The organism is Actinosynnema sp. CS-041913 (assembly GCF_050942485.1).
Taxonomy (GTDB): domain Bacteria; phylum Actinomycetota; class Actinomycetes; order Mycobacteriales; family Pseudonocardiaceae; genus Actinosynnema.
Genome location: NZ_CP192037.1, coordinates 4478672 through 4503286 on the forward strand (window position 1 = coordinate 4478672; position 24615 = coordinate 4503286).

At 73.0% G+C, this 24615-nt stretch carries 24 protein-coding genes and 1 pseudogene; 10 read left to right on the plus strand and 15 right to left on the minus strand.

Annotation, left to right across the window (positions count from 1 at the left end; translation table 11 throughout):
* Nucleotides 1-12: 12 nt before the first annotated feature.
* The 5 genes and pseudogenes from ACQPZF_RS20825 to glyA all read right to left on the minus strand — a co-directional run bounded on the left by ACQPZF_RS20825 (nt 13) and on the right by glyA (nt 3966).
* A complete protein-coding gene (locus ACQPZF_RS20825) occupies nt 13-1065 on the minus strand; it encodes a winged helix DNA-binding domain-containing protein (RefSeq protein ID WP_433274109.1) in 1053 nt (350 codons plus the stop codon).
* 163 nt (nt 1066-1228) lie between these two features.
* The gene (locus ACQPZF_RS20830) at nt 1229-2083 is read right to left on the minus strand and encodes an IS3 family transposase (protein ID WP_433267953.1); all 855 of its coding nucleotides are present in this window, start codon (nt 2081-2083) and stop codon (nt 1229-1231) included.
* Nucleotides 2080-2400, minus strand: a complete 321-nt coding sequence (locus ACQPZF_RS20835) for a transposase (protein WP_433274416.1) — start codon at nt 2398-2400, stop codon at nt 2080-2082. Before ACQPZF_RS20835 ends, ACQPZF_RS20830 begins: the two co-directional genes overlap by 4 nt.
* 21 nt (nt 2401-2421) lie before the next feature.
* Nucleotides 2422-2622, minus strand: a pseudogene (locus ACQPZF_RS20840) (helix-turn-helix domain-containing protein); the annotation flags it as partial.
* A gap of 24 nt (nt 2623-2646) precedes the next feature.
* Nucleotides 2647-3966, minus strand: coding sequence for a serine hydroxymethyltransferase (glyA, locus tag ACQPZF_RS20845; RefSeq protein ID WP_433274111.1), 1320 nt, complete (start codon nt 3964-3966; stop codon nt 2647-2649).
* A 74-nt stretch (nt 3967-4040) separates the two neighbouring features.
* Between glyA and ACQPZF_RS20850 the strand changes: the two genes are divergently transcribed.
* A complete protein-coding gene (locus ACQPZF_RS20850) occupies nt 4041-4883 on the plus strand; it encodes a PucR family transcriptional regulator (RefSeq protein WP_433274113.1) in 843 nt (280 codons plus the stop codon).
* A 12-nt stretch (nt 4884-4895) separates the two neighbouring features.
* On the plus strand, nt 4896-5528 hold the full coding sequence (locus tag ACQPZF_RS20855) for an AAA family ATPase (protein ID WP_433274115.1): 633 nt from the start codon (nt 4896-4898) through the stop codon (nt 5526-5528).
* Between the two features lie 33 nt (nt 5529-5561).
* Here ACQPZF_RS20855 and ACQPZF_RS20860 read toward each other — a convergent pair whose 3' ends face one another.
* Entirely contained in the window at nt 5562-6752 is a 1191-nt protein-coding gene (locus ACQPZF_RS20860) for an alpha/beta hydrolase family protein (protein WP_433274117.1), read from the minus strand.
* Between the two features lie 230 nt (nt 6753-6982).
* On the opposite strand from ACQPZF_RS20860, the gene ACQPZF_RS20865 reads away from it, so the two are divergent.
* A complete protein-coding gene (locus tag ACQPZF_RS20865; RefSeq protein ID WP_433274119.1) occupies nt 6983-7411 on the plus strand; it encodes a MarR family winged helix-turn-helix transcriptional regulator in 429 nt (142 codons plus the stop codon).
* A 3-nt stretch (nt 7412-7414) separates the two neighbouring features.
* On the opposite strand, the gene ACQPZF_RS20870 is transcribed toward ACQPZF_RS20865, so the two are convergent.
* The 6 genes from ACQPZF_RS20870 to ACQPZF_RS20895 form a co-directional block, all read right to left on the minus strand.
* A complete protein-coding gene (locus ACQPZF_RS20870) occupies nt 7415-8701 on the minus strand; it encodes a M20/M25/M40 family metallo-hydrolase (RefSeq protein WP_433274121.1) in 1287 nt (428 codons plus the stop codon).
* Nucleotides 8702-9045: 344 nt separating this feature from the next.
* Nucleotides 9046-10257: an acyl-CoA dehydrogenase family protein gene (locus ACQPZF_RS20875; RefSeq protein ID WP_433274123.1), complete on the minus strand. Its 1212-nt coding sequence runs from the start codon at nt 10255-10257 to the stop codon at nt 9046-9048.
* Entirely contained in the window at nt 10257-11261 is a 1005-nt protein-coding gene (locus ACQPZF_RS20880; protein ID WP_433274124.1) for a phosphotransferase family protein, read from the minus strand. Before ACQPZF_RS20880 ends, ACQPZF_RS20875 begins: the two co-directional genes overlap by 1 nt.
* A complete protein-coding gene (locus ACQPZF_RS20885; RefSeq protein ID WP_433274126.1) occupies nt 11258-11905 on the minus strand; it encodes an HAD family hydrolase in 648 nt (215 codons plus the stop codon). Before ACQPZF_RS20885 ends, ACQPZF_RS20880 begins: the two co-directional genes overlap by 4 nt.
* An 86-nt stretch (nt 11906-11991) precedes the next feature.
* Nucleotides 11992-13449 (minus strand): CU044_5270 family protein, encoded by a 1458-nt coding sequence (locus ACQPZF_RS20890; protein ID WP_433274128.1) that lies wholly within the window; start codon nt 13447-13449, stop codon nt 11992-11994.
* A 104-nt stretch (nt 13450-13553) separates the two neighbouring features.
* Nucleotides 13554-14069, minus strand: a complete 516-nt coding sequence (locus ACQPZF_RS20895) for a DUF6886 family protein (RefSeq protein ID WP_433274129.1) — start codon at nt 14067-14069, stop codon at nt 13554-13556.
* 174 nt (nt 14070-14243) lie between these two features.
* Here ACQPZF_RS20895 and ACQPZF_RS20900 point away from each other — a divergent pair, with 174 nt between their 5' ends.
* Both ACQPZF_RS20900 and ACQPZF_RS20905 read left to right on the plus strand, forming a co-directional pair.
* Entirely contained in the window at nt 14244-15335 is a 1092-nt protein-coding gene (locus ACQPZF_RS20900; RefSeq protein ID WP_433274131.1) for a glycosyltransferase family 9 protein, read from the plus strand.
* A gap of 4 nt (nt 15336-15339) precedes the next feature.
* Entirely contained in the window at nt 15340-15849 is a 510-nt protein-coding gene (locus tag ACQPZF_RS20905; protein WP_433274133.1) for a hypothetical protein, read from the plus strand.
* Between the two features lie 86 nt (nt 15850-15935).
* Here the strand turns inward: ACQPZF_RS20905 and ACQPZF_RS20910 are convergent, their stop codons facing one another.
* Nucleotides 15936-16904, minus strand: coding sequence for an NAD(P)-dependent alcohol dehydrogenase (locus ACQPZF_RS20910; protein ID WP_433274134.1), 969 nt, complete (start codon nt 16902-16904; stop codon nt 15936-15938).
* Nucleotides 16905-17260: 356 nt separating this feature from the next.
* Between ACQPZF_RS20910 and ACQPZF_RS20915 the strand changes: the two genes are divergently transcribed.
* On the plus strand, nt 17261-18853 hold the full coding sequence (locus ACQPZF_RS20915) for a PQQ-binding-like beta-propeller repeat protein (RefSeq protein WP_433274137.1): 1593 nt from the start codon (nt 17261-17263) through the stop codon (nt 18851-18853).
* A gap of 144 nt (nt 18854-18997) precedes the next feature.
* On the opposite strand, the gene ACQPZF_RS20920 is transcribed toward ACQPZF_RS20915, so the two are convergent.
* A complete protein-coding gene (locus ACQPZF_RS20920; protein ID WP_433274139.1) occupies nt 18998-19879 on the minus strand; it encodes a S66 peptidase family protein in 882 nt (293 codons plus the stop codon).
* Nucleotides 19876-21822, minus strand: coding sequence for a prolyl oligopeptidase family serine peptidase (locus tag ACQPZF_RS20925; protein ID WP_433274141.1), 1947 nt, complete (start codon nt 21820-21822; stop codon nt 19876-19878). The genes ACQPZF_RS20920 and ACQPZF_RS20925 overlap by 4 nt, the downstream gene beginning before the upstream one ends.
* 118 nt (nt 21823-21940) lie before the next feature.
* On the opposite strand from ACQPZF_RS20925, the gene ACQPZF_RS20930 reads away from it, so the two are divergent.
* Genes ACQPZF_RS20930 through ACQPZF_RS20945 form a run of 4 tightly spaced genes read left to right on the plus strand, consistent with a single transcriptional unit; the run spans nt 21941 to nt 24605 of the window.
* The gene (locus ACQPZF_RS20930) at nt 21941-22507 is read left to right on the plus strand and encodes a DUF3090 domain-containing protein (protein ID WP_433274143.1); all 567 of its coding nucleotides are present in this window, start codon (nt 21941-21943) and stop codon (nt 22505-22507) included.
* 28 nt (nt 22508-22535) lie between these two features.
* Nucleotides 22536-23309, plus strand: coding sequence for an SCO1664 family protein (locus ACQPZF_RS20935; protein WP_433274145.1), 774 nt, complete (start codon nt 22536-22538; stop codon nt 23307-23309).
* A 19-nt stretch (nt 23310-23328) separates the two neighbouring features.
* Complete coding sequence (locus ACQPZF_RS20940) at nt 23329-23805, plus strand: GNAT family N-acetyltransferase (protein ID WP_433274147.1); 477 nt, start codon at nt 23329-23331, stop codon at nt 23803-23805.
* A 26-nt stretch (nt 23806-23831) separates the two neighbouring features.
* Nucleotides 23832-24605: an aminoglycoside phosphotransferase family protein gene (locus ACQPZF_RS20945; protein ID WP_433274149.1), complete on the plus strand. Its 774-nt coding sequence runs from the start codon at nt 23832-23834 to the stop codon at nt 24603-24605.
* Nucleotides 24606-24615 lie beyond the last annotated feature (10 nt).

A 24615-nucleotide genomic window follows, 5' to 3' on the forward strand; every position in this document is an offset into this window, starting at 1 on the left:
CGTCCAAAACGGTCAGGGGTGGATGCGGACCTCGCCCTCCACCGCCGCGAACGCCAGCAGCCGGGCGCCCTCGGCCAGCACGTCCGCGCGCTGCGCCGCCGTCAGCGGGCGGAAGACCTGCACGTCGAGCCCTTCGGAGAACCGCCAGACGCCGTGCACGAACCCGTCCACCAGCAGCGTCGGCTTGCCGCCGATCACGATCCCGCGCCGGTAGTCCTCGTCGGAGATCACCCGGGTCCGGTCGTCGTGGCCGAGCAGCACGTTGTCGAACTCGGGCAGGAACCGCACCGGCGCCGGGGTGTCCGGGTCGGGCAGCGGACCGTCGGGCACGTCGTACAGCTCGCGGTCCCGCTCGTCGCGCAGCACCCGCAGGTCCATGCCGCGCACCACGTCCCGCAGTCGGGTCAGGCCGGACCACAGCCCGATGTCCTTCACCGTCGCCGGGCCGAACGCCGCGAGGTAGCGGCGCACGAACGCCTCCGGGTCGGCGGTGTCTCCGACCCGGCCGAGCCACTGCTCGGCCGTCGCCCACACCGCCTGCCCGGACCGTCCCCACACGCCGCGCGGCGGGAGCTGCACCACCGGCAGCAGGTAGGTGGCGGCGTGGCCGAGCGACGCGGGGTCCAGCGCCGGCCACCGTTCGGCGAGGCACCGTCCCAGTTCGGCGCGGGGGCGGGGCTGTTCGACCAGCAGTGCGCGGGCCGCCGCGACGAACTCGTCGACGTCCAGCCCGGCGAGCACCGCGCGGAACGGCGAGGAGCCGAACCGGCGGTGCAGCATGGTCCGCAGCAGCGGTTCGACGCGGGCGTGGTCGTCGGCGGTGACGAGGTGGATGGTGGCCCGGTGCAGCGGGGCCCGGACCACCTTGCCCTCGGTGAGCAGGTCGCCGAGGTCGGCCGGGGCGAAGTCCCGCAGCCGCGACCACAGCCCGTAGTAGGGCGCGGGCGGCTCCTGGGCCTGCATCCCGACCAGGTGTGCCACGGTGTCCGCCACGGTCGGCTCCGCCCGTTCGAGCAGGAGTTGGCGGTGCAGCAGGGCGCGGTTGAGCCCGCGCAGGGTGATCACCGGGCGTTCCCGGGGTCTCGGATCTCGGTCATGGCACAGACGGTAGGTGCCATCGCGGAAAGGTTCGTTCCGCAATGCCGGGCGGTGTGCCGTTCATCGGGGCCTCGCAGGGGTTCCCCAGCGCGTGAACTGGTCCCCGGAAGTTGGACTGGCTAACTGAAGGTTAGGCCGTGAGGGCCTGGGCTCGGTACTCGACCGGGCTCAGGCCCTTGAGCGTGGTCGAGATGCGGGTGGTGTTGTACCAGTCGATGTACTCGTCCAGCGCCGTGGTGAACTCGGTGACGGTGTCGAACTTGGTGTGGTGGAACAGTTCTTCCTTGAGGTGGCCGAAGAAGTTCTCGGCTATGGAGTTGTCCAGGCAGTTGGCCCGCCGTGACATCGACTGGGTCAGGCCCGCGTCGTCAAGCAGTTTCCGCCAGGAGGCGTGCTGGTACTGGAACCCTTGGTCGGAGTGCACCAGCGGCGAGGTGCCGGCGGGCAGGGTGGCGATCGCCTCGCGGAGTGAAGAGTTGGTCAGCTCCAGCGTTGGCGACGGGCCACAGGAGTAAGCGATCACGGATCGGTCGAACAGGTCGATGATCGGGGACAGGTAGAGCTTGCGGTCACCGATGCGGAACTCGGTGACGTCGGTGACCCACTTCGTGTCCGGCGCCGATGCGGTGAACTGGCGGTTCAGCGTGTTCTCGGCGGTCGTGCCGGTCTGCCCGAGCCAGGACCGATACCGGCGTGGCCGCCGGACCTCGCAGACCAGGCCGAGGATGTTCATCAGCTTGAGCACGGTCTTCTTGGCCACCTGCCGGCCTTGACGGATCAGCATGATGTGGATCCGCCGATGCCCGTAGCGGCCACGGGCGGCCTCGAACGCCTCGATGATCGCGGTCTTGAGCCCGGCCTGCGGATCAGGTCGCGTGAGCCGGGCCTGGTGATGGAAGAACGTCGACCGGGCCAGGCCGGCGACCGCCAGCAGCACCGGCAGCGGGTAGTCGGCCTTGAGGGCGGCGATGACCTGGGTTTTCACCCTCGCCCCTGCTCCCTCAAGGCCCGCAATTTTTCCAGGTAGGCCACCTTCGCGGACAACCGCAGGTTCTCGGCCCGCAACCGTTCCAGCTCATCCGGTTCCGAAGCCGGTGGCGCCGCGGGCCGGCCTTTCCGCCTGGGGCGCAACGCTTCCTCTCCCTCGCGCCGATACGCCCGCACCCAGTTCTCGACCAGCTTGGACGAGGACAGGTCGTGCTCGCGCGCCAGCTCGGCCGCGGTCGCCTCACCCGCCACGAACCGGCGCACGACCCCGAGCTTGAACTCGAACGTGAACGACCGCTTGCCCGGATTGTTCATCAGCGCTCCCGCGCCTCTCAACCTCCAACGATCATGCAAGCGTCGCACCGCGGCCCTGGACACACCCAACCGGGTTGCCACAGCCTTCGGACCATACCCGGCCTCGAACGACCCGACAGCGGACTCCCGCTGCCCCTCGGACAACGAACTTCGTGGATGCACCAAACCGCTCCCCGGAAGTCGGAACTGGATTCCCAGTCCAACTTCTGGGGAGCGGTTCACGCGGCGGGGAACCCCTGCGAGGAGTCACGGGGTCCGTCGGTCGACCTCGCGGCGCAGGGCGACGGCGTCGGCGCGGACGCGTTCCGGCGCTTCGCCGTCGAGCAGGGCGCGGCGCATCAGGGACGCGATGATCGGCTGGTCCTCGGGTGTGAAGCCGCGGCGGGTGATCTCCTGGGTGCCGATGCGCAGACCGCGCAGGCCTTCGTCGGCGCGTTGCCACGGCAGGCCGATGCCGCTGAGGTAGATGCCCGCCTCGCCGAGCCGGAGGCCGGCCGCGTCGCCGCCGCCCAGGGGCAGGGCGTCGACGGCGATGTGGTGCGAGCGGGTGAACTCGCCGTCGCGGCGGGCCACCTCGAAGCCGTTGTCGTGCAGGGACCTGGCGAGCACCCGGGCGTTGGACAGGCACGCCGAGGCGTAGGACGGGCCGCGTTCGGCGAGTTCGGCGGCGGTGACCGCGAGCGCGCCGAGGCGGCCGGCGTCGTAGTTGGCCAGCATCCCGGGGTAGGCGACGGTCGACACGCGTTCGGCCAGGTCCGGGTCGCGGGTGACGACGCAGCCGCCGGACGGGCCGCCGAACGACTTGTACGTGGAGAACGTCAGGACGTGCGCGCCTTCGTGCAGCGGGCGCTGGAACACCTTGCCCGCCACCAGCCCGGCCACGTGGGAGGCGTCGTAGAGCAGGATCGCGCCGACCTCGTCCGCCGCCGCCCGCACCGCCGCCACGTCGTGCGGGAACAGCATCATGCTGGCCCCGATCACCACGATCCGGGGCCGGTGCACGCGCAGGAAGCCGGGCAGCTTCGGGTAGTCGAGGTCCAGCCGCTCCGGGTCGTAGGGCAGGTCCACGACGGTCAGGCCGCGCACCGCCGGCACGCCCTGCGGGTGGTGGCTGGCGTGCCCGCCGGCGGCCTCGGGCAGCACCGCGATCTTGTCGCCGGGCCGGGCGAACGCCGTGTAGACGGCGAGGTTGGCCAAGGTCGCGCTCTGGAGCCGCACCTCGGCGTAGGAGCCTTCCATCAATTCGGCGACCAGCAGCGGCGCGAGCACCTCCAGGGTGTCCAGGTGGTCGAGCCCCACCTGGTACTTCTCGCCCGGCCAGCCCATGCTGGGGCGGCTGGACACCGACGGCAGGTTCGCCGCGGCGGCGGCCGGGCTGAGCACGTTCGTGCCCGCGTAGAGCACGATGCCGTCGTCGTCGACCTGACCGGCGTGCGCCTCCAGGGCTTCGCGGACGGCGCCCGCGACGCCCGCCGCGCTCAGGTCGGCGGACACGGCGGCTTCCACCTCGGCCAGGCGGCGCTGCGCACGCGGCGAGGCCCAGGGGGCGATCCTGCTGTTCGTCACGCCGCCGACGCTAGGACCGGCGGACGGCGGACCGCGCCCGCGTGGCGTCGGAGGTTGTTCCTACAGTTGTCGGAATGCAGGAGCTGCTGGACGAGCTGTCCCGGGTGCTGGGCCGCGGGGTGTCCGTGGACGACGTGTCCGGCCGGGTGGTGGCGCACAGCGCGCAGACCGACGACGTGGACCCGGCGCGGGTGCGCGCCATCCTGACCCGCCGCGTGCCGCCGGAGGTCGCGGCGTGGCAGGACCGGCACGGCGTGGCGGGTGCGACCGGCCCGGTGCGGGTGCCCGCGAACGAGGAGCTGGGCTTCCAGGAACGCGTCGGCTTCCCGTTGCGGCACAACGGTGTGCTCGTCGGCTACCTGTGGGTGCTCGGCGACGTCGACCCGGCGGCGGTCGCCGGCCACCTGCCCGCGCTGGCCGCCGGCGTCCAGGTGGGGGAGCGCGCGCCGATCCGGGTGGTGGTCGCCCTGCGGCCACGCGTGGTCCGCACCGTGCCCGCCGCCGGCCCGCTGCCGGACCTGGCCGGCCACGTCGGGGTGAGCGACCCGCACCCGCCGGACCGCGCCGGGTCCGCCTACCAGCAGGCGTTGGCGGCGGCCGAGCTGTCGTCGCTGGACCCGACCCTGCCGAGGACGGCGCACTGGTCGGAGCTGGGCGCGTACCGACTGCTGCTCGGCGCGCCGCCCGACGGTGTGCTGGCGGGCCTGTCGGACGTGCTGCTCAGGACCCTGGAGGTGTACCTGGACTCCGGGTGCGACGCACGCGCCACCGCCGACGCCCTCCACCTGCACCGCACCAGCCTGTACTACCGGCTGGGCCGGATCGCCGCCGTCACGGGGCGCGACCTGGCCGACGGCGGCGCGCGGCTGGAGCTGCACCTGGCGCTCAAGCTCGTGCGCCTGGCGCGGCGTCCGTGATAACCAGGACCCATGCTCCTGTGGATCAACGGCCCGTTCGGCGGCGGTAAGACGCAGACCGCGCACGAGCTGGCACGGAGACTGCCCGGCAGCCACGTCTGCGACCCGGAGACGGTCGGCTTCGCGTTGCGCCGCATGACGCCACCCGCGTTGCGCGGGGACTTCCAGGACTTCCCGGCGTGGCGGCAGGGCGTGTTCGAGGTGCTGGACCTGGCGCTGTCCCGGCAGGACGGTGTGCTGATCGCACCCATGACGGTGATCGAGCCCGCCTACTTCCGCGAGATCGTGGGCCGCCTCCGCGACCGCGGCCACGACGTGCGGCACTTCGCGCTGCTGGCGTCCCGCGAGGTGGTGCTGAACAGGCTGCGGGAACGGGAGCTCGTGCACGCGACCCGCGTCCTGCTGGGCAAGGACGCGCCGCTGCGCCGGGAGAGCGCGGCGGTGAAGGCGCTCGACCGGTGCCTGGACCGGCTGCTCGCGCCGGAGTTCGCCGAACACCTGTGGACCGACCACATCACGGTGGCGGAGGCGGCCGACCACATCGCCGCCTCCGCCGGCCTGACCCTCGCGCCGAACACCGACAGCCCGCTGCGCGGCCGACTGCGCCGGGCGTGGACGGGCGTCAAGCACATCCGGTTCGGCTAGGTCCTGGTCGACCGGTCCCTGTCCGGCCAGGACCTAATCGACCAGGTTCTCTTCGGCGAGGTCCCCTTCCGCCGGGTTCTCTTCCGCCAGGTTCTCTTCCGCGAGGCCCCGGAGGTGCCGGTCGAAGAAGCCGACCACGTGCCGCCGCAACGCCGGCAGCGGCTCGCCGACACCGACCAGGCGGGCACGCTCGTCGGCGGTCATCAACCCGGCCGCCTCGAACTGCGGCGCGAGGTCGGCGAAGTCGGTCAACCCCCAGTGCTCGGCCCGCTCGATCTCCACCCGTTCGGTGTTGCCCTTCCGGGCGACCGCGGCCCACGTCAGATCGAGCCGCTCGTCGCGGAACCCGTCGGTGTTGAGCAGCAGCAACGGCCGGTCCACCCCGTCACGGGCCACCGGGAACAGTTCCCGCTCCCCACCGGGCGTAGCGGGGATGTAGTCGAGATACGCCTCCAACGTGGCCGCCGCCTTCACCCTCCGGTCGTAGTACAGCATCTGCGCGGCCGTGCCACCTCCGGCGGAGTGCCCCACCACCCCGATCCGCTCCACGTCCAGCCGCAACCCCTCGAACACGGACCCGGCTCCGTCGGCCCCGCGTGCATTGTCGGTGCCGTGAGGATTGTCGGTGCCGTGTGGGACGATCGAACCGGGGGCCGGAGGCCAGGCCTCCACCACCGCGTCGAGCACGAATTTCACGTCCGCGGTCCGCACGTCCAGCGCCGTCCTGAACGTGGCGAGGTCCGTGCGCGGGTCGCCGGTCAACGCGAAGGTCCGCACCCGGCCGTCCGGGAACTCGACCGCGCTGGTCTCCCCGGGATGGTCGACCGTGATCACCACGTACCCGTGCGAGGCCAGCTCCTCGGCCAGCGCCGTCCCGATGACCCGCGGATCACCCCCGCCCGGCGTGTACACCAGCACCGGCCACGACCCGGCCACCGCCGGCGCGCCCGAACCCGAGTTGGTACGCGTGGCCGCCCAGTCCACCCCGTCGTCGGGCAGCTCCGGGTGCAGGTGCACCACGTCGATCCGCCGGAACATCCCGGCCGCCCCCGGCAGCATGTACGGCGCGGGCTCCCCGACCGCACGCGCCGGGTAGTACACCGATGCCATGAGTTCGCGTGCGGTCCCGTCCCACGGGTCGGCACGCCCTTCGTCGACCAGGTGCAGCGTCACCACACCGACCGGGTACGAGCCGGTGGGTGGACTGATTTCGCCGATCATCATAGGTTCCCCTCCCGACACCCACGGTAGCGGCGTCAGGTCTTCCGGAGGACCCGAACGCCGTCACAGGTGCTCGGCGGTGAAGGTGTCGAACGGCGTGGCGAGGTCGGCCCGCCGCTGGTCCGGCGCCTGCCATAGGGCTTGTCGATCCATCACCGACCAGCGTCCCATTTGGTACGATAGACTGACCACTTCGATCAGTCTCTCTGACTGTCGTCAAGGAGTGGACGTTGGTGGACCCCAACATCGGCCTATTGCTCTACAGCCCGTACCGCGAGCTGGAGAACCGGGTGTTCGCGGCGTTGGCGGAGGCCGGGTTCGACGACGTGACACCCGCGCAGGCGCGGATCTTCCAGCGCGTCGGCCCGGACGGATCCCGCCTGACCGAGCTGGCGGAGGCGGCGCAGGTGACCAAGCAGACCGCGGGCTTCCTGGTCGACCAGTTGGAACGGGCCGGCTACGTGGAACGCACCCCCGACCCGACCGACGCCCGCGCCAGGCTGGTCCGGGTCGCCGAACGGGGTCAGGCGGCGGTCCCGGTCGCGGGATCGGTCATCGCCGAGGTGGAGGCCGAGTGGACCGCCCACCTGGGCCGGCGCCGGATGGCCGCGCTGCGGGACGCGTTGGCCCGGCTGCGCGAGATCACCGACCCGTACCTCTAGCCGTCAGGACGACAGGAACCGGTCCAGCACCCGCACCCCGAACCGCAACCCGTCCACCGGCACCCGCTCGTCCACGCCGTGCGCCATGGCCCGGTAGTCGTACCCCTCGGGCAACGCCAACGGCGCGAAGCCGTAGCAGTCGATGCCCAACCGGCTGAACGCCTTCGCGTCCGTCCCGCCGCCCATGCAGTAGGGCACGACGACCGCCTCGGGGTCCTCCGCCCGCAACGCGTCGGCCATCGCGTCGAACCAGGGCGAGTCGAGTGGTGCCTGCACCGGCGGCAGGTCCTCCAGCACCTCCCGCGTGACGTGCTCCCCCAGCACGGCGTCCACCGACGCCAGCAACTCGTCGACGGTGCCGGGCAGGGTGCGCACGTCGACATCGGCGGAGGCGGTGCCGGGGATGACGTTCACCTTGTACCCGGCCCGCAGCACGGTGGGCGTGGTGCTGTTGCGCACGGTCGACTCGGCCAGCGCCGCCGCCGGACCCAGCCGGGCCAGCGTGCCGTCCACATCGGACAGGTCGACGGCGACGCCCAGCGCCTCCCCGGTCCGTTCCAGGAAGGCCCGGACCGCGGGGGTGAGCCGGACGGGGTGCTCCAGGGCCGCGAGCCGGCCCAACGCGCCCAGCAGGTGCACGACCGCGTTGTCGGTGTTGCGCCGCGACCCGTGCCCGGCCCGCCCGCGTGCGGTCAGCCGCAGGTGGGACGTCCCGCGCTCGGCGGTGCCGATCGGGTACAGCCGGCGGGGCCCGACCCGGTAGGAGTAGCCGCCCGATTCGCTGATCGCGGCCGTGACCCCGGCGAAGTGGTCCCGCTGGTGCTCGACCAGCCAGTGCGCCCCGTGCTCGCCCCGGTCCTCCTCGTCGGCGACGAACGCCAGCACGATGTCCCGCCGCGGTCGCCGGCCCTCTCGCGACCAGGCGCCGAGCACGGCCAGCACCATGGCGACCATGTCCTTCATGTCGACCGCGCCGCGTCCCCACAGGTAGCCGTCGCGCTCCACACCGGCGAACGGCGGCACGCTCCACTCGGCGGGATCGGCGGGCACGACGTCGAGGTGCGCCTGCACCAGCAGGGCGGGCAGCGAGGGATCGTCGCCGGGCACCCGGGCGAGCACGTTGGACCGCCGGGGCGCGGGTTCGAGGACGCGCGCGGGCACGCCGACGCTCTCCAGGTGCCCGGCGACGAACTCGGCGGCGTCGCGCTCGCCGGCCGACGTGCCGCCGCCGCGGTTGGTGGTGTCGAAGCGCAGCAGCGCGGCGCACAGGTCGACGACGTCCTCAGCCATGGATGCCCTCCACCGCCCCCGCCGCGTCGAGCCGGACCTCGGTCCTGGGTACGACGTCGGCGGTCCGGGTGACTCCGGTCGCGCCCTCCATGTCCGCGGAGACCCTCATGGCGACACGGTACCGACCGGGGTGGCACTGCCTGGCCGGTCGAGCACTCCAATGGTTGCTTCTTGACTTCCACACTGTGGGGTGAGGCGGTCACGGTGGGTCGTGCGTCGGCCCGGTGCGCCGAGGGCGGCGGTGGGATCGCCGGCGGCACCGCCGGTGGCCTCTCAGCCGTTGGGTCGGCGGAAAGTCACGCTGCGGAAGGAGATCACCCGACAGGTGGATTCCTGGCCGTGGACTACCGGTAGCGCTGGAGTTCCCGTTTGGCCAGCGACATGCGGTGCACCTCGTCGGGGCCGTCGGCGAGCCGCAGCGTCCGGGCCTGCGCCCAGAGGTCGGCCAGCGGGAAGTCCTGGCTGACACCGCCCGCGCCGTGCGCCTGGATCGCCTTGTCCAGCACCCATTCCGCCATCAGCGGGGTGCCGATCTTGATGGCCTGGATCTCGGTGTGCGCGCCCTTGTTGCCGACGGTGTCCATCAGCCACGCGGTCTTGAGCACCAGCAGCCGCGCCTGTTCGATGCGCACGCGGGACTCGGCGATCCACTCCTGCACCACGCCCTGGCGGGCCAGGGGACGGCCGAACGCGACCCGGTCCAAGACGCGGCGGCACATCAGCTCAAGGGCGCGTTCGGCGATGCCGATCAGCCTCATGCAGTGGTGGATGCGGCCGGGGCCGAGGCGGGCCTGGGCGATCGCGAAGCCTTCGCCTTCGCCCGCGATGAGGTTGCCGGCGGGCACGCGGACGTTGTCGAACACGATCTCGGCGTGGCCGCCGTGCGCGGCGTCGGTGTAGCCGAACACGTGCATCCCGCGCTCGACGTGCACACCCGGCGTGTCGCGGGGCACCAGGATCATGGCCTGCCGGCGGTGCCGTTCGGCGTCGGGGTCGGTCTTGCCCATCACGATGAAGACGGCGCACTCGGGGTTCATCGCGCCGGAGGACCACCACTTGCGGCCGTTGACCACGTACTCGTCGCCGTCGCGTTCGATGCGGGTCGCGATGTTGGTGGCGTCGGAGGAGGCCACGTCGGGTTCTGTCATGCAGAACGCGGAGCGGATCTCGCCGTCCAGCAGCGGTCGGAGCCACTGCTCGCGCTGCGCCTCGGTGCCGAACATGGCCAGCACCTCCATGTTGCCGGTGTCCGGCGCGGCGCAGTTGAGCGCTTCGGGCGCGAGGTGCGGGCTGCGGCCGGTGATCTCGGCCAGCGGCGCGTACTGGAGGTTGGTCAGGCCGCCGCCGTGCTCGGCGTCGGGCAGGAACAGGTTCCACAGGCCCTGTTCGCGGGCCTCGGCCTTGAGGTCGTGGAGGACGGCGGGCCGCGCCCACGGGTCGGTCGCGTTCGCCAGTTGCTCCGCGGCCACCGGTTCGGCCGGGTAGACGTGCTCGTCCATGAACCGCAGCAGCTTCTCCCGCAGCTCCCGGGTGGTGGCGTCGTAGGCGAAGTCCATCAGCGCTCTCCTGAGGTCGCGGCGAGTCCCTGCCGGACCAGCGGCAGGGTGAGTCGGCCGATCCGGTCGAATCCCGCCCCGACCGTCTTGCCGGTGGTGAAGCGGAAGTGGATGCCTTCGACGATCACGGCGAGCTTGAAGTAGCCGAACGCCGTGTACCAGCCGAGTCCGGTCACGTCCGCGCCGCTGCGGGCGGCGTAGCGCTGGACGAGGTCGTCGGCGGTGGCGAAACCGGGCAGCGCGGAGACCGTGCCGGTGATCGGGTCGTCCTCCAGGCCGACTCCCCGCCAGTACACGCACAGCAGCCCGACGTCGGCCAGCGGGTCGCCGAGGGTGGCCATCTCCCAGTCCAGGACCGCGCTGATGTCCACGGGGTCCTCGGTGACCAGGACGTTGTCCAACCGGTAGTCGCCGTGCACGACGGTCGCGCGCCGGGACCGCGGCACGGTGGCCGCGAGCCGGTCGCGCAGGTCGTCGATGCCGGGCAGCTCGCGGCTGCGGGACGACGCCAACTGCTTGCCCCACCGGGCGACCTGGCGCTCCAGGAACCCGTCGGGGCGGCCGAAGTCGGCCAAGCCGACCGCCTCCGGGTCGACGGCGTGCAGGTCCGCGAGCACGTCGACCAGCCGTTCGGACAGCACGCGGGCCTTGTCCGGGGTGAGCCACGGGCACTGGTCGCGGTGCCGCAGCGCGACGCCGGGCACCTCCTCCATCAGGTAGAACGGCGCGCCGATCACGCCGGGGTCGGCGCACAGCAGCTCGACCTCCGGCACGGGCACGGTCGTGGCGGCCAGCGCGGAGATGACGCGGTGCTCGCGGGCCATGTCGTGCGCGGTGGCCAGCACGTGGCCCAGCGGCGGGCGGCGCAGCACCCAGCGGCGCGCGCCGTCGGTGACGCGGTAGGTCAGGTTGGAGCGACCGCCGGGGATCACCTCGCCGGTCAGCGGCGGCGTCCCGAGGTAGGCGGCGAGCGCCGCGAGGTCCAGGCCGGGCAGGTCGGTCACGGGGCGGCTCCCAGCAGTTCGGCGAGGACGGCGCGGGTGGACCCGGCGTCGGTGTGCCGGTGGGCGTGCAGACCCACGGCCCGCGCGCCGTCCACGTTGACCGGGGCGTCGTCGACGAACACGCAGCGGTGCGCGGGCAGCCCGACGACGTCCAGGGTGTGTTCGAAGATGCGCGGGTCGGGTTTGCGCAGCCCGATCCGGCCGCTGATCACGACCGTGTCGAACAGCTCCAGCAGCAGGTCCTCGGGGTAGCCCTCGCCCCAGCTATTGGACAGCAGCACGGTCCGCAGGCCTTGTTCGCGCAGGTCGCGCACCAGCTCGACCATCGCGGGGTCGGGGTGCGCGGAGCCGAACATGCGGCGCAGCAGGCCTCGGGCGGCGATCTCCCGGCCGTCCGGGGTGACCAGTTCGGCGGCCAGCAGGCGTTCGAACGCGGCCACCGACAGCTCGCCGGTCTCCAGCCGGGACACCGGGTTGTCGGGCACGGCCTCCCGGCCCATCCAGCCGCGCATGGTCGCGCCGTAGCGCTCGCGGTCGATGTTCTCGCGGCGCAGCCAGTCCTCGATGAACTCGGGCACGGAGACCGTGAGCACGCCGCCCCAGTCCAGCACCACCGCGTCGATCCGTCGCTCGGTTCCACCCACGCGCCGAGGGTACCGACCGGTCGGTATGCATACAACCGTTCCGGTGGTGGGCGTTCGTCGCGCCCACCACCGGAAGGTCTTTCCGATCAGCGGGCGGGTCGGGCGCCGATGCCGTCGACCACCGCCGTGGTGATGGAGGAGTAGCCGGTGACGGTGCCCTTCGGGATGCCGGCGAACATCGAGTCGGACACCCTGCGTTCCCCGATCACCTCGCCCGTGCCGGGGTCGAGGATGATCTCCTGCCGCTCCCCGTCCTCGGAGATGCCCAGCGCCACGCCCCGGTGGCCGTCGAGGTCGGCGGCGTGGTCGGTGACGTCCAGCCCGGGGAGATGGGTCAACGCCCGCAGCAGGTTCGCGCGGGCCGCGGCGGGCATCAGGCCGGTGCGCAACGCGTCCGCGGCGTAGACCAGGGTCTGCTTGCCGCCGCCGCTGTCCCTGCGCAGCCGCTCGTACAACCGCCCGGGGTCGGTGGGCAGGCCGGCGAGGAACTCCGGTTCGGGGAACTGCCAGTTCCCGCGCTCGGGAGCGCCCTGGACGAAGTCGCCGCCCCGGGCGCGCTGCTCCGGCCACGGCGCCTCCTCGATCACGGCCCCGGCCGCGCGGGCTTCGGACTCGGTGCCCTTGACCCATTTGCGGTTGCCGGTCTCGTGGCGGCGCTGCAGCCACTCCCCGTCCGGATCGGCGGGAATCCACGTCTCGATGAGGTTCTCGTTGAGGAAGGAGAAGCTCCTGCTCTCCGTGCCCGTCGTCTTCGCCCACCAGGCATGGGTGGCCAGGTAGCGGTACTGGCCGTCCGCCAACACCGGATCCTCGGCCCGCGCGGCGACGGCGGCGGCACCGGTCAGCGCCTCCTGCGCGCGGGCGGTGGCGGTGTCGTCGGGGAACAACACCGTCTGCGCCACCACACCTGCGGTCGCGAGGACCACGACGGCTGCCGCCGCGGCCAGCCGGCGGCGCAACGGCCGCCGTCGGGACACACCCTCCCCGGTCCCGACCGGGTCCGGCCGCGGCCGGGTTCGGCCGTCCGCGACCGCCATCAGGTTCTCCCGCACCGCGGCCAGGCCCCGTTGATCGGTCTCGATCTCCGCGTGCAGTGCGGCCAGCGCGCGGTCGAGCTCGTCCTCGGTCCACACCTGCCGCACCCCGGCCCCATCCCCCTCACGCATCGCCGTCCTCCATTCCACTGGTCGCGACAGAACTGTGTGACTGCAACCACCGACGCACCCGGTGCAGGCGCGAGTAGACCGTGCCCGGACCTCCTGCCGCACGTGCCGCCGCAGCAGGTTGCCGGCGATCCCGTACAGCCAGGGCCGCACCCCGGCCCGAGCCGGGTCGTACGTGTGCCGTTGCTGCAACGCCACCAGGAACGTCTCCGACACCAGGTCGTCGGCGGCCTGGTCCCCGATTCGACGGGCCAGGTAGCCGTGCAGCGACCCGGCGTGCTCATCGAAGAGCCGCCCGAACACCGACCCCGGATCCGGCCCCGACAGATCCCCATCGTCCCCCGGCGGTCCCGTGCCGGGCCCCGCTGTACTCGCGGTCATCCTTGTCACGCCTCTACTTGCCCGCGGCCCGCCACGCCCTTCACGAGAACCGACGTGTCCTGCCGCACTCCGTCCCCCCGCCTAGGCCTCGGTGCCGGTGCGGGTCACGGCGCGGGCCGCGCGTTGCGCAGCCGGATGCCGCTGAAGCCCAGGGTGCGGTGGGTGACGTCGTCCCAGAAGGGCCACAGGTCGGGCAGCAGTCGCAGTTCGATGCCCGACTGCTCGTGCAGGTCCAGCAGGTCGCCGACGCGTTCGGGCGGGCCGAGGGGGTCGACGGGTCCGGTGGCGACGTGCGCGGCGTCGCCGAACGGCCGGAACGCGGCGGCGTCGAAGCGGTAGGCGTAGAGCGTGACGGCCTGGAGGCGGCGCAGCCAGCCGTACTCGATTGCGTGGACGCGGTGCGGGCCCAGCCAGGCGCGGTCGTCGGGGGTGGTGTCGGGGGTGGTCCAGGTCATGGCGCGGGGGCAGTCGCGGGGGAACCAGTAGGCGGGGGCCTGGTCGTGGTCGACGGCCCACACGTAGGCCTCGGGTTGTCGGGCGGTGGCCGCCACGTGCGGGACGAACCGGGTGATGGTGGGGTCTTCGGAGAAGTGCAGCACTTCGCCGGGTGCCGGGCGCATGAGGCGGCAGTGTCGCGGAAGCCGGTCGCGGGCTGCCACCGGTTTCCGCGTGGGCGGCGCGCGGCGGGCGCGGCCGACCGGCGGGGCGTGCGGGGGCAGGTCGAGCGTGCGGGCCGTGCCGGCGGGGCGTGGTCGGATCGGAAATCCGGTGGCGTTCCCGGTCGGTGGCCCGGTGTGATCGGGGATGTGCCCGGATCACTGCTGGTGAACTTCGTCTACTGCCATCCCGTCGGCCACGCGATCGAGGCGTTGCACCGCTGCCACGGCTACCACCGGGCGGACCCGGACCTGCGGATCGGGGTGGTGCTCAACTCGGCGACACCGGTCGAGCTGGCGCGGCTGTGCCCGTACATCGAGCAGGTGCACGCGATCGACGTCGACGTGTTCGACGGGTCGGCGGACTTCGCGCCGCAGCTTGCCCGCATCGCCCGCGACTGGGACCGGGTGGTGGAGGACGAGCGGGCGTCGCAGTCGTGGCAGCGGACCCTGTTCCCCGGTCTGGCGCGGTATTTCGACCAGGCGCGGAAGCACTTCCGGCCCGGTGGCGCGCGGTTGCCGTACGCGGCGGGCGAGGCGTTCCGGCTGCCGATCCCGGCGGCGTCGCACGAGGGGGTGCGGATCGCGGTGCTGCCCGGCGGCAGCGGGCCGCGGCGGAACTACCCGTCGGTGCGGTCGTGGCGGCTGGTGCTGGAGGCGTTGGCGGTGCGGTTCCCCGGCGCGGAGTTCGTGTTCGTGGGCAAGCTGCGGGAGGACGGGCGGACCAGCACGTCGTTCGGGCGCGACGAGTTCGACGAGCTGATCGGGTCGGTGCGTTCGGTGGACGCGGTGGACCGGCCGCTGGTGGCGCAGCTTGCCGAGGTGGCGTCGTCGGACGTCCTGGTGTCGCCGCACTCGGGGTTCGCGATGGCCGGGTTGGCGGTGGGGACGCCGTGGCTGGCGATCTCGGGCAACCGGTGGCCGGAGTACTACTTCCCCGGCACCCCGTTCTACAGCGTGCTGCCGGAGGTGGCGCGGTTCCCGGCGTTCACCCTGTTCGCCGACGACCCGGAGCCGGTGTCCGACAACGGGCCGCGGTCGCCGAGCATGTCGTTCGCGCGGATCAGCGCGGACCTGGCGGAGATCGTGGACGGGGCGGCGCGGTTGGTGGAGCGGCGGTGGGACTTCGAGACGGCGATGGCCGACCACGTGCGGCGGATGGTGGCATCGGGTATGCGGAACCGGATGTGGTCCGTGGACGACGTGCACGTCGCGTACCTGCCACAGTAGGGCCGTGATCGGCGACTACGAGACCGTGCGCGAGGCGGTCGACGGCGAGGGCGACGTGCTGGCGGCGCTGGTGCTGCTGCGGCGGCTGCGGGCGGAACTGGCCGAGTGGGAGCCACGCCTGATCGCCGCCGCGCGGGAGCAGGGCACGAGTTGGGCGCGGCTGGCTCCGGCGCTGGGGGTGGCGAGCAGGCAGGCGGCGGAGCGGCGGTACCTGCGGCTGCGGGCGGATCTGGGTGACACGGCCGAGGGTCGGGTGCGGGCGGAGCGGGACCGGCGGGCGGGTGAGCGTGCCGTGCGGCAGTGGGCGCTGGAGAACGCGGAGTCGTTGCGGGACCTTGGTGGTCGGGTGGCGGCGGTGGACGTGGTGGTGCGGCGGGCGTTGGCGGAGGACGATTCGGCGGCGTTGGTCGGGCCGTTGGCGGAGGCGGCGGACCGGGTGGCGGATCCGGAGCTGGCGGCGGAGATCCGTTCGGTGGCGGAGGCGGCGGACGCGGCTCGGCGGGTTCGGCGCTGAGCGGTTCGGCGCGGTCCCGCCGAACGCGCTGGAGGGAATCTCCCGGAGGTGCGAGTGCACCGAGGGTGACGCCGTCAGTGGTCCGTTCAGGTGCCGCTTCGTCCTCCGTGGACGTCGATGACGAACTTCCCCCGCACGCCGCCCGCGTCGAGTCGTCGGTGGGCCTCGGCGATGTCGGCCATGGGGAAGACGGTGTCGACCACGGGGCGGATGCGGCCCGCTTCGACGGATTCGGTGAGTTCGGCGATGCGCGCGGCGGACGGGTTGTTGCTGAACAGCTTCAGCCGGCGGGGTGACAGGGCGGCCCGCAGCCCGGTGGTGACCATCGAGGTCAGGATGTGCTCGTGGTCGAAGGCGAGGGCGACCATGCGGCCGTGGCGGGTGAGTCGCGACCGGTAGGCGGTGGGTTCGGTGCCCACGACGTCGAGGATCACGTCGAAGCGGCCGAGGTCGGCCGGTCCGGTCGTGCGGTAGTCCAGGGCGGTGTCCGCGCCGAGGTCGGTGACCCAGTCGAGGTTGCGCGTGCCGGCCAGGGCGGTGACGTGGGCGCCGAGGGCCTTGCCCAGTTGCACCGCGATGCTGCCGACGCCTCCGGTGGCGCCGCGGACCAGGAGTCGCTCACCGGCGACGAGGCCGGCTTTGTCCGTCAGGGCGGTCATGGCGGTGGTGCCCGACGACGGCAGGGCGGCGGCATCGAGCAGGCTCAGGTTCTTCGGCGCCCGGGCGAGTCGCCGTTCGGGGACCGCGACGTGGTCGGCGATGGCGCCGAACGCGAAGTGCGGCATCAGTCCCCACACCTCGTCGCCCGCACGCCACGCGGTCACCCCGGGACCGAGGGCCGCGACACGGCCGGTGAAGTCGCCGCCGACGCGGCGGGGGAAGCGGGACCGGCCGAGGGCGCGCAGTCTGCCCGCGCGGAAGGCGGTTTCCCCGGCGTCCACGCTCGCGGCCCACACCTCGACGAGCACTTCCCCCGGTCCGGGCCGGGGTGTGGGCACCTCGTCGACGCGGAGCACCTCGGGAGGGCCGAAACGGTGGTACTGGACGGCGCGCACGGTGTCTCCCGGATCGCTCGACACAAGTGGAGGGGCACCCCACTTCTAGGTTTGCCACGTTAACCGGAGAACCCCCCCGGTTGTCAAAGGGCGGGCTTGCCAGGGCAGGCCGGTCGACTGCTGGACATCGCGATCGAGGGCATCCGCCGCCACCCCGCATAGGAGCCTTTCGGCGCAATGCGTGCGGGGCCGGAGGTCCGGACGGTGAGGGTAGTGGGTCCGGGTGGTGGGCGGATCAACCGATCGGTGGGGCCGTGGTCAACCTTCTCCCTATCGGATCGGGTCCTTTCGCCTGTCGCGTGGGCGGTTTCCCCGCTGCCAGGGTGGGTGGGTCGCATCCATCGACAGGGGGAGATATGGGTTTTCCCAGACGAGCGTTGGCATTAGTGGCGGTCGCGTCGTCGGTCGCCCTGCTGGGGGCCGGGGCCACCGCCGCCTCGCCTCGGCGGGACGGGGACTGGGCCACGTGGCAGAAGGACCCGGCCGGGTCGCGGCACAACGCCGCCGAGTGGCGGATCACGCCGCACAACGTCAAGAACCTGAAGCTCAAGTGGGCGTTCGCCTACCAGAAGTCGGAGGCGCCGGTACGCAGCCAGCCGGCGATCGTGGACGGCACGGCGTACTTCGGCGGGCCGGACGGCAAGTTCTACGCGCGCGACGCCCGGACCGGCGCCGAGCGGTGGACCACGGACCTCACCGGTATCGCGCCGGGGCCCCGGCCGGCGATCCCGTGGGACGGGCCGGCGGTCGTGGACGGCCGGGTGTACGTCGGTGACATGCGGGGCTACGTGTACTCGCTGGACCAGCGCTCGGGGCGGGTGGTGTGGGCCAAGCAGGTCGACGCGCACCCGGCGGCGACGGTGACCAGTTCGCCGATCGTGCACGACGGCAAGGTCTACGTCGGCACGTCCAGTGGCGAGAACGCCGACTTCGACCCGGGCGCCGGGCGGGCCTACCCGTGTTGCACGTTCCGGGGCCACATCGACGCCTTGGACGCGCGCACCGGTGACCTGGTGTGGCGGCACTACACGGTGCCTGAGCCGAAGGCCGTGGGGACGTGGCCCAGCGGCGCGACCCGCTACGAGCCGTCCGGCGCGGGTGTGTGGAGTTCACCGACGATCGACCCGCGCACCGGCACCGTGTACGTCGGGACCGGGCAGAACTACACGGGCAGCGCGGGCGACTTCGACACGCTGCTGGCGCTGGACACCCGCTCGGGCGCGGTGAAGTGGCGCAACCAGGTGACCAAGGCCGACACGTGGCGGGGCCTGTGCAACGACCCGGACTCGCAGGGCTACTGCCCCGGCCTGCAGGACGGCTCGGCGCTGGACTACGACATCGGCGCGACGCCGAACCTGTTCACCGTCGACGGCCGCAAGCTGGTCGGCGTGGGCCAGAAGCTGGGTGTGTACCACGTGTTCGACGCGGCGACCGGTGAGGTCGTGTGGCGGCGTCAGTTGGGTGTGCCGCTGCCCAGCGGCGGGATCTCGGGCATCCAGTGGGGTTCCAGTTTCGACGGGGAGCGGCTGTACATCGCGACCTACTTCGCCGATCCGGGCAAGTTGTTCGCGGTGGACCCGGCGACCGGCGCGGTGCTGTGGGAGACGCCGAACCCGGCGGACGGCTGCACCACCGGCGGCGCGGCGCAGCACCCGGAGATCTGCACGCTGGCGCACGGGCCGGCGGTGTCGTCCAGCCCCGGTGTGGTGTACGAGGGCAGCAACGACGGCAAGCTGCGCGCCTACTCGGCCCGCACCGGCCGGGTGCTGTGGACGTTCGACACGGTGCGGGACTTCGCCACGGTGAACGGGCTGCCCGGCCGGGGCGGCGCGATCTCCGGCGGCGGCGGTGGCGCGGTGGTCTCCAACGGCATGGTCTACGTCCAAGCCGGCTACTGGCCCGCCTACCCCAACCCGAACGGCAGCGTCCTACTGGCCTTCGGCCTCTAACCCCACGCTTCACCCCGACGCCGCCCCACCCGACCCCGCTCTGCCCCGGGCCCCGGTCTGGCCCACCACGCGAGGTCGCGTCGGTAGGTCGTGACTCATTTTCCCGCGATCACGCTTTTCGATCGCGGGAAAATCAGGCGCGACCTACCGACTTTCCGGCGACCGAGCCCGCGACGCCGAAGGCGGCGCAAATTCAACACAGCCGGTGCCAATGGACACTGCGATTCCCAGTGGCACGGTGTGTTGGCCCGCGCAGTGTCCGAACGCGACGGAGCCGAGGATGGGCACGCCGAGGCCGCCGAGCCGGTCGTGCAGCACGCCGTCGACGTCGCCGCAGCCGGTCCACGAGCCGAGCACGATCCCGGCGACGCCCGCGAACCAGCCACCCCTCAGCAGGGCGGTGAGCATCCGGTCGAGCCGGTAGGGCTCCTCGGCGACGTCCTCCAGGAACGCGATCGCTCCGTCGGGCGGGGGCGCGCCGAGCAGGCTGAGGTTGCCGCCGACGGCCGTCCCGCGCGCCGTGCCGGGCACGACGGTGACCCCCGGCACGGTGGTGACGCCGTCGAACAGGGCGCGGCGCATCCGGTCCCGCGCCGGTCCGTCGTGGACGAACGCCCGGGTGCCGACCATCGGCCCGAACCAGGTGGGCACGCCCGCCCGCCACAGCGGTTCGTGCAGGGCGGTGATGTCGCTGGACCCGACGAACACCTTCGGTCCGCTGCGCACGAGCCGGTCCCAGTCGACCAGGTCGACGATCCGCTGGCTGCCGTAGCCGCCGCGCGCGCACAGCACCGCCGCCACCGACGGGTCGCACCACGCGTCCTGGAAGTCGCGGGCCCGGTCGGCGTCGGCGCCGGCCAGGTAGGGCAGGACGGGGTGGGTGTCCAGGGCGTGCGGCGCGATCCGCACGTCCAGGCCCCAGGTGGTCAGCCACGCGACCCCGGCGTGCAGCAGCCCGGCGGACACGGGGCCGGCCGGGCTCACCACGGTCACGCGGTCGCCCGGCCGGAGGGGGCGGGGTGTCACCGACGCAGCTCCAGCACCGGCACGCCGGCCGGCACGAACCCGAACACCTGCCCGTAGAAGGACAGTTCGGCCTCCAGCGCGGCGATGATCGTCTCGGCTTTGCGGAAGCCGTGCTGCTCGCCCTCGAAGGTGAGGTAGGCGTGCGGGATGCCGGTGCCGTCGAGCGCGGCGACGAACCGGTCGGCCTGTTCGGGCGGGCAGATCTCGTCCTCCAGGCCCTGCAGCAGCAGCACCGGCCCGGCCAGCCGGTCCACCCGCCGGGACGGGGAGCGTTCGGCGTACCGCTCGGCGGTCCGCGGCCACGGCCCGACCAGGCCTTCGAGGTAGCGCGACTCGAAGTCGTGGGTCTCGCCGCCTTCGCCGGTCCACCCGGCCAGGTCGAGGATCGGGAACGCCACCATGCCGCACCGGTAGGTCTTGACCGAGGTCATGGACGCGGCGGAGGTCCAGCCGCCGGCGCTGCCGCCCCGGATGCCCAGCCGCGCGCCGTCGGCGGTGCCCTCGTCGGCCAGCGCCTGCGCGACGGCGGCGCAGTCGTGGACGTCGACCACGCCCCACTGCTCGCGCAGCCGTTCCCGGAACGCCCGGCCGTAGCCGGTGGAGCCGCCGTAGTTGACCGACACCACGCCGATGCCGCGGCTGGTGAGGTAGGCGATGTCGATGTCGAGGACGGGCACCGACCGGCCGGTGGGGCCGCCGTGGACGTGCACCACGAACGGCGGCCGTTCGCCGTCGGGGCCGGTGAAGTCGGGGTTGGTCGGCGGGTACACGTAGGCGGGCACGTCCTGCCCGTCGGGGCCGGTGAACACCCGTTCGGCGGGGACCGGCAGGTAGTCGGCGGGCGGCAGGGCCACCGGGTGGTCGGTGAGCCGGGTCAGTTCGCCGGTGGACAGGTCCAGGGTCACCACGGTCGCGTCGTCGTGGGGTCCGGCGGCGCCGCCGACGACCACGCCGTCGTGCGCGGCGAGTTGCGACAGCCACACCGGCAGGTCGTTGTCGACGTCGGTGACGGTGCCGGAGCGCTCGTCCAGCACGGCCAGCGCCCCGGCGCGCAGCACGAGGTAGCGGCCGGGCCGGAGGGTGGCGAACCAGCGGTTGCCCAGCCGCCACATGGGGCCGCCGAGTTCCTCGGCGCACGGGGCGAGGTTCTTCGACGTGCCGTCGAGGGTGATGCGGAACAGGTTCCACCAGCCGTCGGGGTCGGTCAGCGCCAGCAGCGCGGGCCGCTGGTCCGGCGCGTCCGGCGCGGCGGGTTCCCACTCGACCTGGCAGACCGCTTCGCGCGGTCCGCCCGCGAGGACGCGGTGGTCGGTGGAGCCGACCTCGACGACGCACAGCTCGGTGCCGTCCCACGGCATGGCGGGGTGGTTCCAGCCGATCCACGCGAAGTGGGTGCCGTCCGGGGACAGCCGGGGGCCGGTCATGAAGTGGTGGCTGGCGGCCAGCACGCGGGGCGCGGAGCCGTCCAGCGGCACGGCCACCAGGTCGCGGCGCACGTCGGTGCGGGTGTCGCCGGTCACGGTCTCCCGCACGCACCACACCTCGGCGTCGTCGGGTCCGGCGGTGAGGTCGGCGTAGCGGACACCGTGGCGCCGGTCCGGTTCGGGGCTGATCGGCACCGGGTGCGGGTCGTCCGGGTCGAACAGGTAGATCCGCTGGTCGTCCCAGTCGGTGAACGCGACGCGCTCGCCGTCCGGGGTGTCCAGCACCACCCATGGCCGCCCGCCGTACTCGTGGACGCGGTTGCGCGCGTTCCACGGCGGCGGCAGGAGGTCCCGCCCGTCGCGCACCAGCGCGACCCGGCCGCCCTCGGCGGGGCGTCCCTCGGCCCACCAGACCCGACCCCGGTGCAGGTCGACCCAGTGCAGGCCGCCGCCGGCGGCGGCGGCGTCGGCCGCTCCGATGGGCGATGTCCACGTTCCGTACGGTGCGATCTTCACCACGCACGCGACCCTAGCGGCAGGCCCGCCGCGCGGCCCTGCGCCGATCGCCTCCACAGATGACGGAAAACCGGGGGGAGGGCTGCCGATCTTGTCCGCGTGGCCTAGGGTCGGTGGTGTCATGGCACGCGTCATCCACGTATTCCGCCAACCCGACCGGTTCGTCGCCGGGACCGTCGGGCAGCCTGGCGAGCGCACGTTCTACCTCCAGGCCTCCGAGGAGGCCCGGCTGGTCAGCGTGGCGCTGGAGAAGCAACAGGTCGCCGTCCTCGCCGAGCGCATCGGCTCGCTGCTGGAGGAGGTGCACCGGCGGTTCGGCGCGGACGTCCCCGAGGCGGTTCCCGACGACCTCCGGGACACCGAGCCGCTGGCGGCGCCGGTCGAGGAGGAGTTCAAGGTCGGCACGATGGGGCTGGGCTGGGACGCCGAGTCCAGCGCGGTCGTGATCGAGCTGCTCGCGATCACCGAGGAGGAGGTCGACGAGGCGGTGGTCCTCGACGACACCGAGGAGGGTCCTGACGCGGTCCGGGTGTTCCTGAGCCCGGTGGAGGCGCGGGCGTTCGCCGAGCGCGCCGACCGGGTGGTGCGGGCGGGCCGCAAGCCGTGCCCGCTGTGCTCGGAGCCGTTGGACCCGGAGGGCCACGTCTGTCCGCGGCAGAACGGCTACCGGCGCTCGGACGAAGGCTGACCGGAGGGTGGGGCCGGGTGACGAGGGTGTGCTGGACTTACTGCGGCGCGGCCGGATAGAGGTCGAGGGCAGGCTGGTCGACGCGTCGAACGCGACGCTGTTCTGCGCGATCAGCCTCGACGGGGTGGCCGCGCAGTGCGTGTACAAGCCGGTGCGCGGCGAGCGCCCGCTGTGGGACTTCCCGGACGGCACGCTGGCGGGCCGCGAGGTCGCGACCTACCTGGTGTCGGAGGCGGCCGGGTTCGGCCTGGTGCCGCCGACGGTGCTGCGGCCGGGGCCGTTCGGGTCGGGCATGGTGCAGTTGTGGGTGGAGACCCGCGAGGACGACGAGCTGGTGGACCTCGTGCCGGTGGACGAGGTGCGGCCGGGTTGGCGTTCGGTGCTGCGCGCGCACGACCGGTACGGCGACCCGGCGGTGCTGGTGCACGCCGACCACCCGAGGGTGCGGCTGATGGCGGCGTTCGACGTGGTGGTGAACAACGCCGACCGCAAGGGCGGGCACGTGCTGCACGCGGCCGACGGCGCGGTGTACGGGGTGGACCACGGGATCTGCCTGCACTCCGACGACAAGCTGCGCACCGTGCTGTGGGGCTGGCTGGGCGAGGACCTGCCGGACGAGGCGGTGGAGGCGCTGCGGCGGCTGCGGTCGGGGCTGGACGGCACGTTGGGCGAGGCGCTGCACGGTCACCTGACGCGCGCGGAGGTCCGCACGCTCGCGGAGCGCGTCGACAAGCTCCTGGCGGCCGGCGTGTACCCCGAACCGTCGAATGACTGGCCGGCAATACCGTGGCCGGCGTTCTGACGGTGGTCTAATCGGCCGGGTGAGCAGTGTTCGACTCCGCGACGCGACCGAGGCCGACGTGCTGGTGTTCTTCGACCACCAGCTCGATCCGGAGGCCAACCGCATGGCGGCGTTCGGCGCGGCGGACCCCACCGACCGGGCGGCGTTCCTGGTGCGGTGGGCGCGGATCCTGGCCGACGACGCGGTGGTGGCCAAGGCGATCGAGTTCGACGGGCGGGTCGTGGGGCACGTGCTGCGGTTCAGCCAGTTCGGCGAGCCGGAGGTGTCCTACTGGATCGACCGCGCGTACTGGGGCATGGGGCTGGCCAGCGCGGCGTTGCGGGAGTACCTGGAGCTGGACCCGGTCCGGCCGCTGTACGCGCGGGCGGCGGTGGACAACGTCGGGTCGCTGCGGGTGTTGGACAAGTGCGGTTTCGTCGCGGTGGGCGAGGATGTGGGCTTCGCCGAGGGGCGGGGCGAGGAGGTCGAGGAGTTCATCCTGCGGCTGGACGCGTGAGTCCGTCGTTCCCGAGGGGGGATCCGGTGCATTCGAAGTTGGTGACCCGGTTCGGTCCGGGGGTGGTGGCGTGGGTCGAGGCGTTGCCGTCGCTGGTGTCGTCGGTGTGCGCGCGGTGGGGGCTGGAGCCGGTCCGGGAGTTGACCGGCGGCACGTCGCACACGCTGCTGTGCACGCGGGGCGGCACGCCGGTGGTGCTGAAGCTGACGCCCGAGCCGGAGCTGGCGGCGCAGGAGCACGACGCGCTGCGGGTGTGGGAGCCCTCGCCGCGGATGGTGCGGGTGCTGGACGCGGACCTGCCGGCGGGCGTGCTGCTGCTGGAGGCGCTGGAGCCGGGGACGCCCGCGGTGTACGACGCGCCGCGGATGCGGGGGCTGCTGGAGGGTCTGCACATCCCGCCTCCGGAGGGGTTCCCGCCGTTGGCCGAGCGGGTGGACTTCCTGTTCCCGCTGCTGGCGCGGCGGCGGCCGGGCGACTACTCGGCGGCGCACGCGGCGGCCGCGGCGCTGGCGCGCGACCGGGTGCCGCAGGTGTTGCTGCACGGCGACCTGCACCCGGGCAACGTCCTGGACGCGGGCGGGCGGGGGCTGGTGGCGATCGACCCGCGGCCGTGCGTCGGCGACGCGGCGTCGGACGCGGTGGACTTCGCGTTCGCGGCCCCGGACCTGGAGACGGGGATCGAGGCGCTGTCGGCGGTGGTGGACGGGGACCGGCTGGCGGCGTGGTGCAAGGTGTTCTCGGTGTTCTTCCCGGGCCGGGAGACGGACCCCGGCGTGCCTGAGGGTCATCCGACCGGGTGACCGACTAGCG

What these genes read in the sequence shown, in the direction of transcription:
- ACQPZF_RS20860 (WP_433274117.1), bottom strand. Translation starts at nt 6,752, where the DNA reads ATGATGATCGGCGAAATCAGTCCACCCACCGGCTCGTACCCGGTCGGT.
- ACQPZF_RS20855 (WP_433274115.1), top strand. Translation starts at nt 4,896, where the DNA reads ATGCTCCTGTGGATCAACGGCCCGTTCGGCGGCGGTAAGACGCAGACC.
- ACQPZF_RS20850 (WP_433274113.1), top strand. Translation starts at nt 4,041, where the DNA reads ATGCAGGAGCTGCTGGACGAGCTGTCCCGGGTGCTGGGCCGCGGGGTG.
- ACQPZF_RS20870 (WP_433274121.1), bottom strand. Translation starts at nt 8,701, where the DNA reads ATGGCTGAGGACGTCGTCGACCTGTGCGCCGCGCTGCTGCGCTTCGAC.
- ACQPZF_RS20835 (WP_433274416.1), bottom strand. Translation starts at nt 2,400, where the DNA reads ATGAACAATCCGGGCAAGCGGTCGTTCACGTTCGAGTTCAAGCTCGGG.
- ACQPZF_RS20915 (WP_433274137.1), top strand. Translation starts at nt 17,261, where the DNA reads ATGGGTTTTCCCAGACGAGCGTTGGCATTAGTGGCGGTCGCGTCGTCG.
- ACQPZF_RS20890 (WP_433274128.1), bottom strand. Translation starts at nt 13,449, where the DNA reads ATGACCGCGAGTACAGCGGGGCCCGGCACGGGACCGCCGGGGGACGAT.
- ACQPZF_RS20895 (WP_433274129.1), bottom strand. Translation starts at nt 14,069, where the DNA reads ATGCGCCCGGCACCCGGCGAAGTGCTGCACTTCTCCGAAGACCCCACC.
- ACQPZF_RS20875 (WP_433274123.1), bottom strand. Translation starts at nt 10,257, where the DNA reads ATGGACTTCGCCTACGACGCCACCACCCGGGAGCTGCGGGAGAAGCTG.
- ACQPZF_RS20930 (WP_433274143.1), top strand. Translation starts at nt 21,941, where the DNA reads ATGGCACGCGTCATCCACGTATTCCGCCAACCCGACCGGTTCGTCGCC.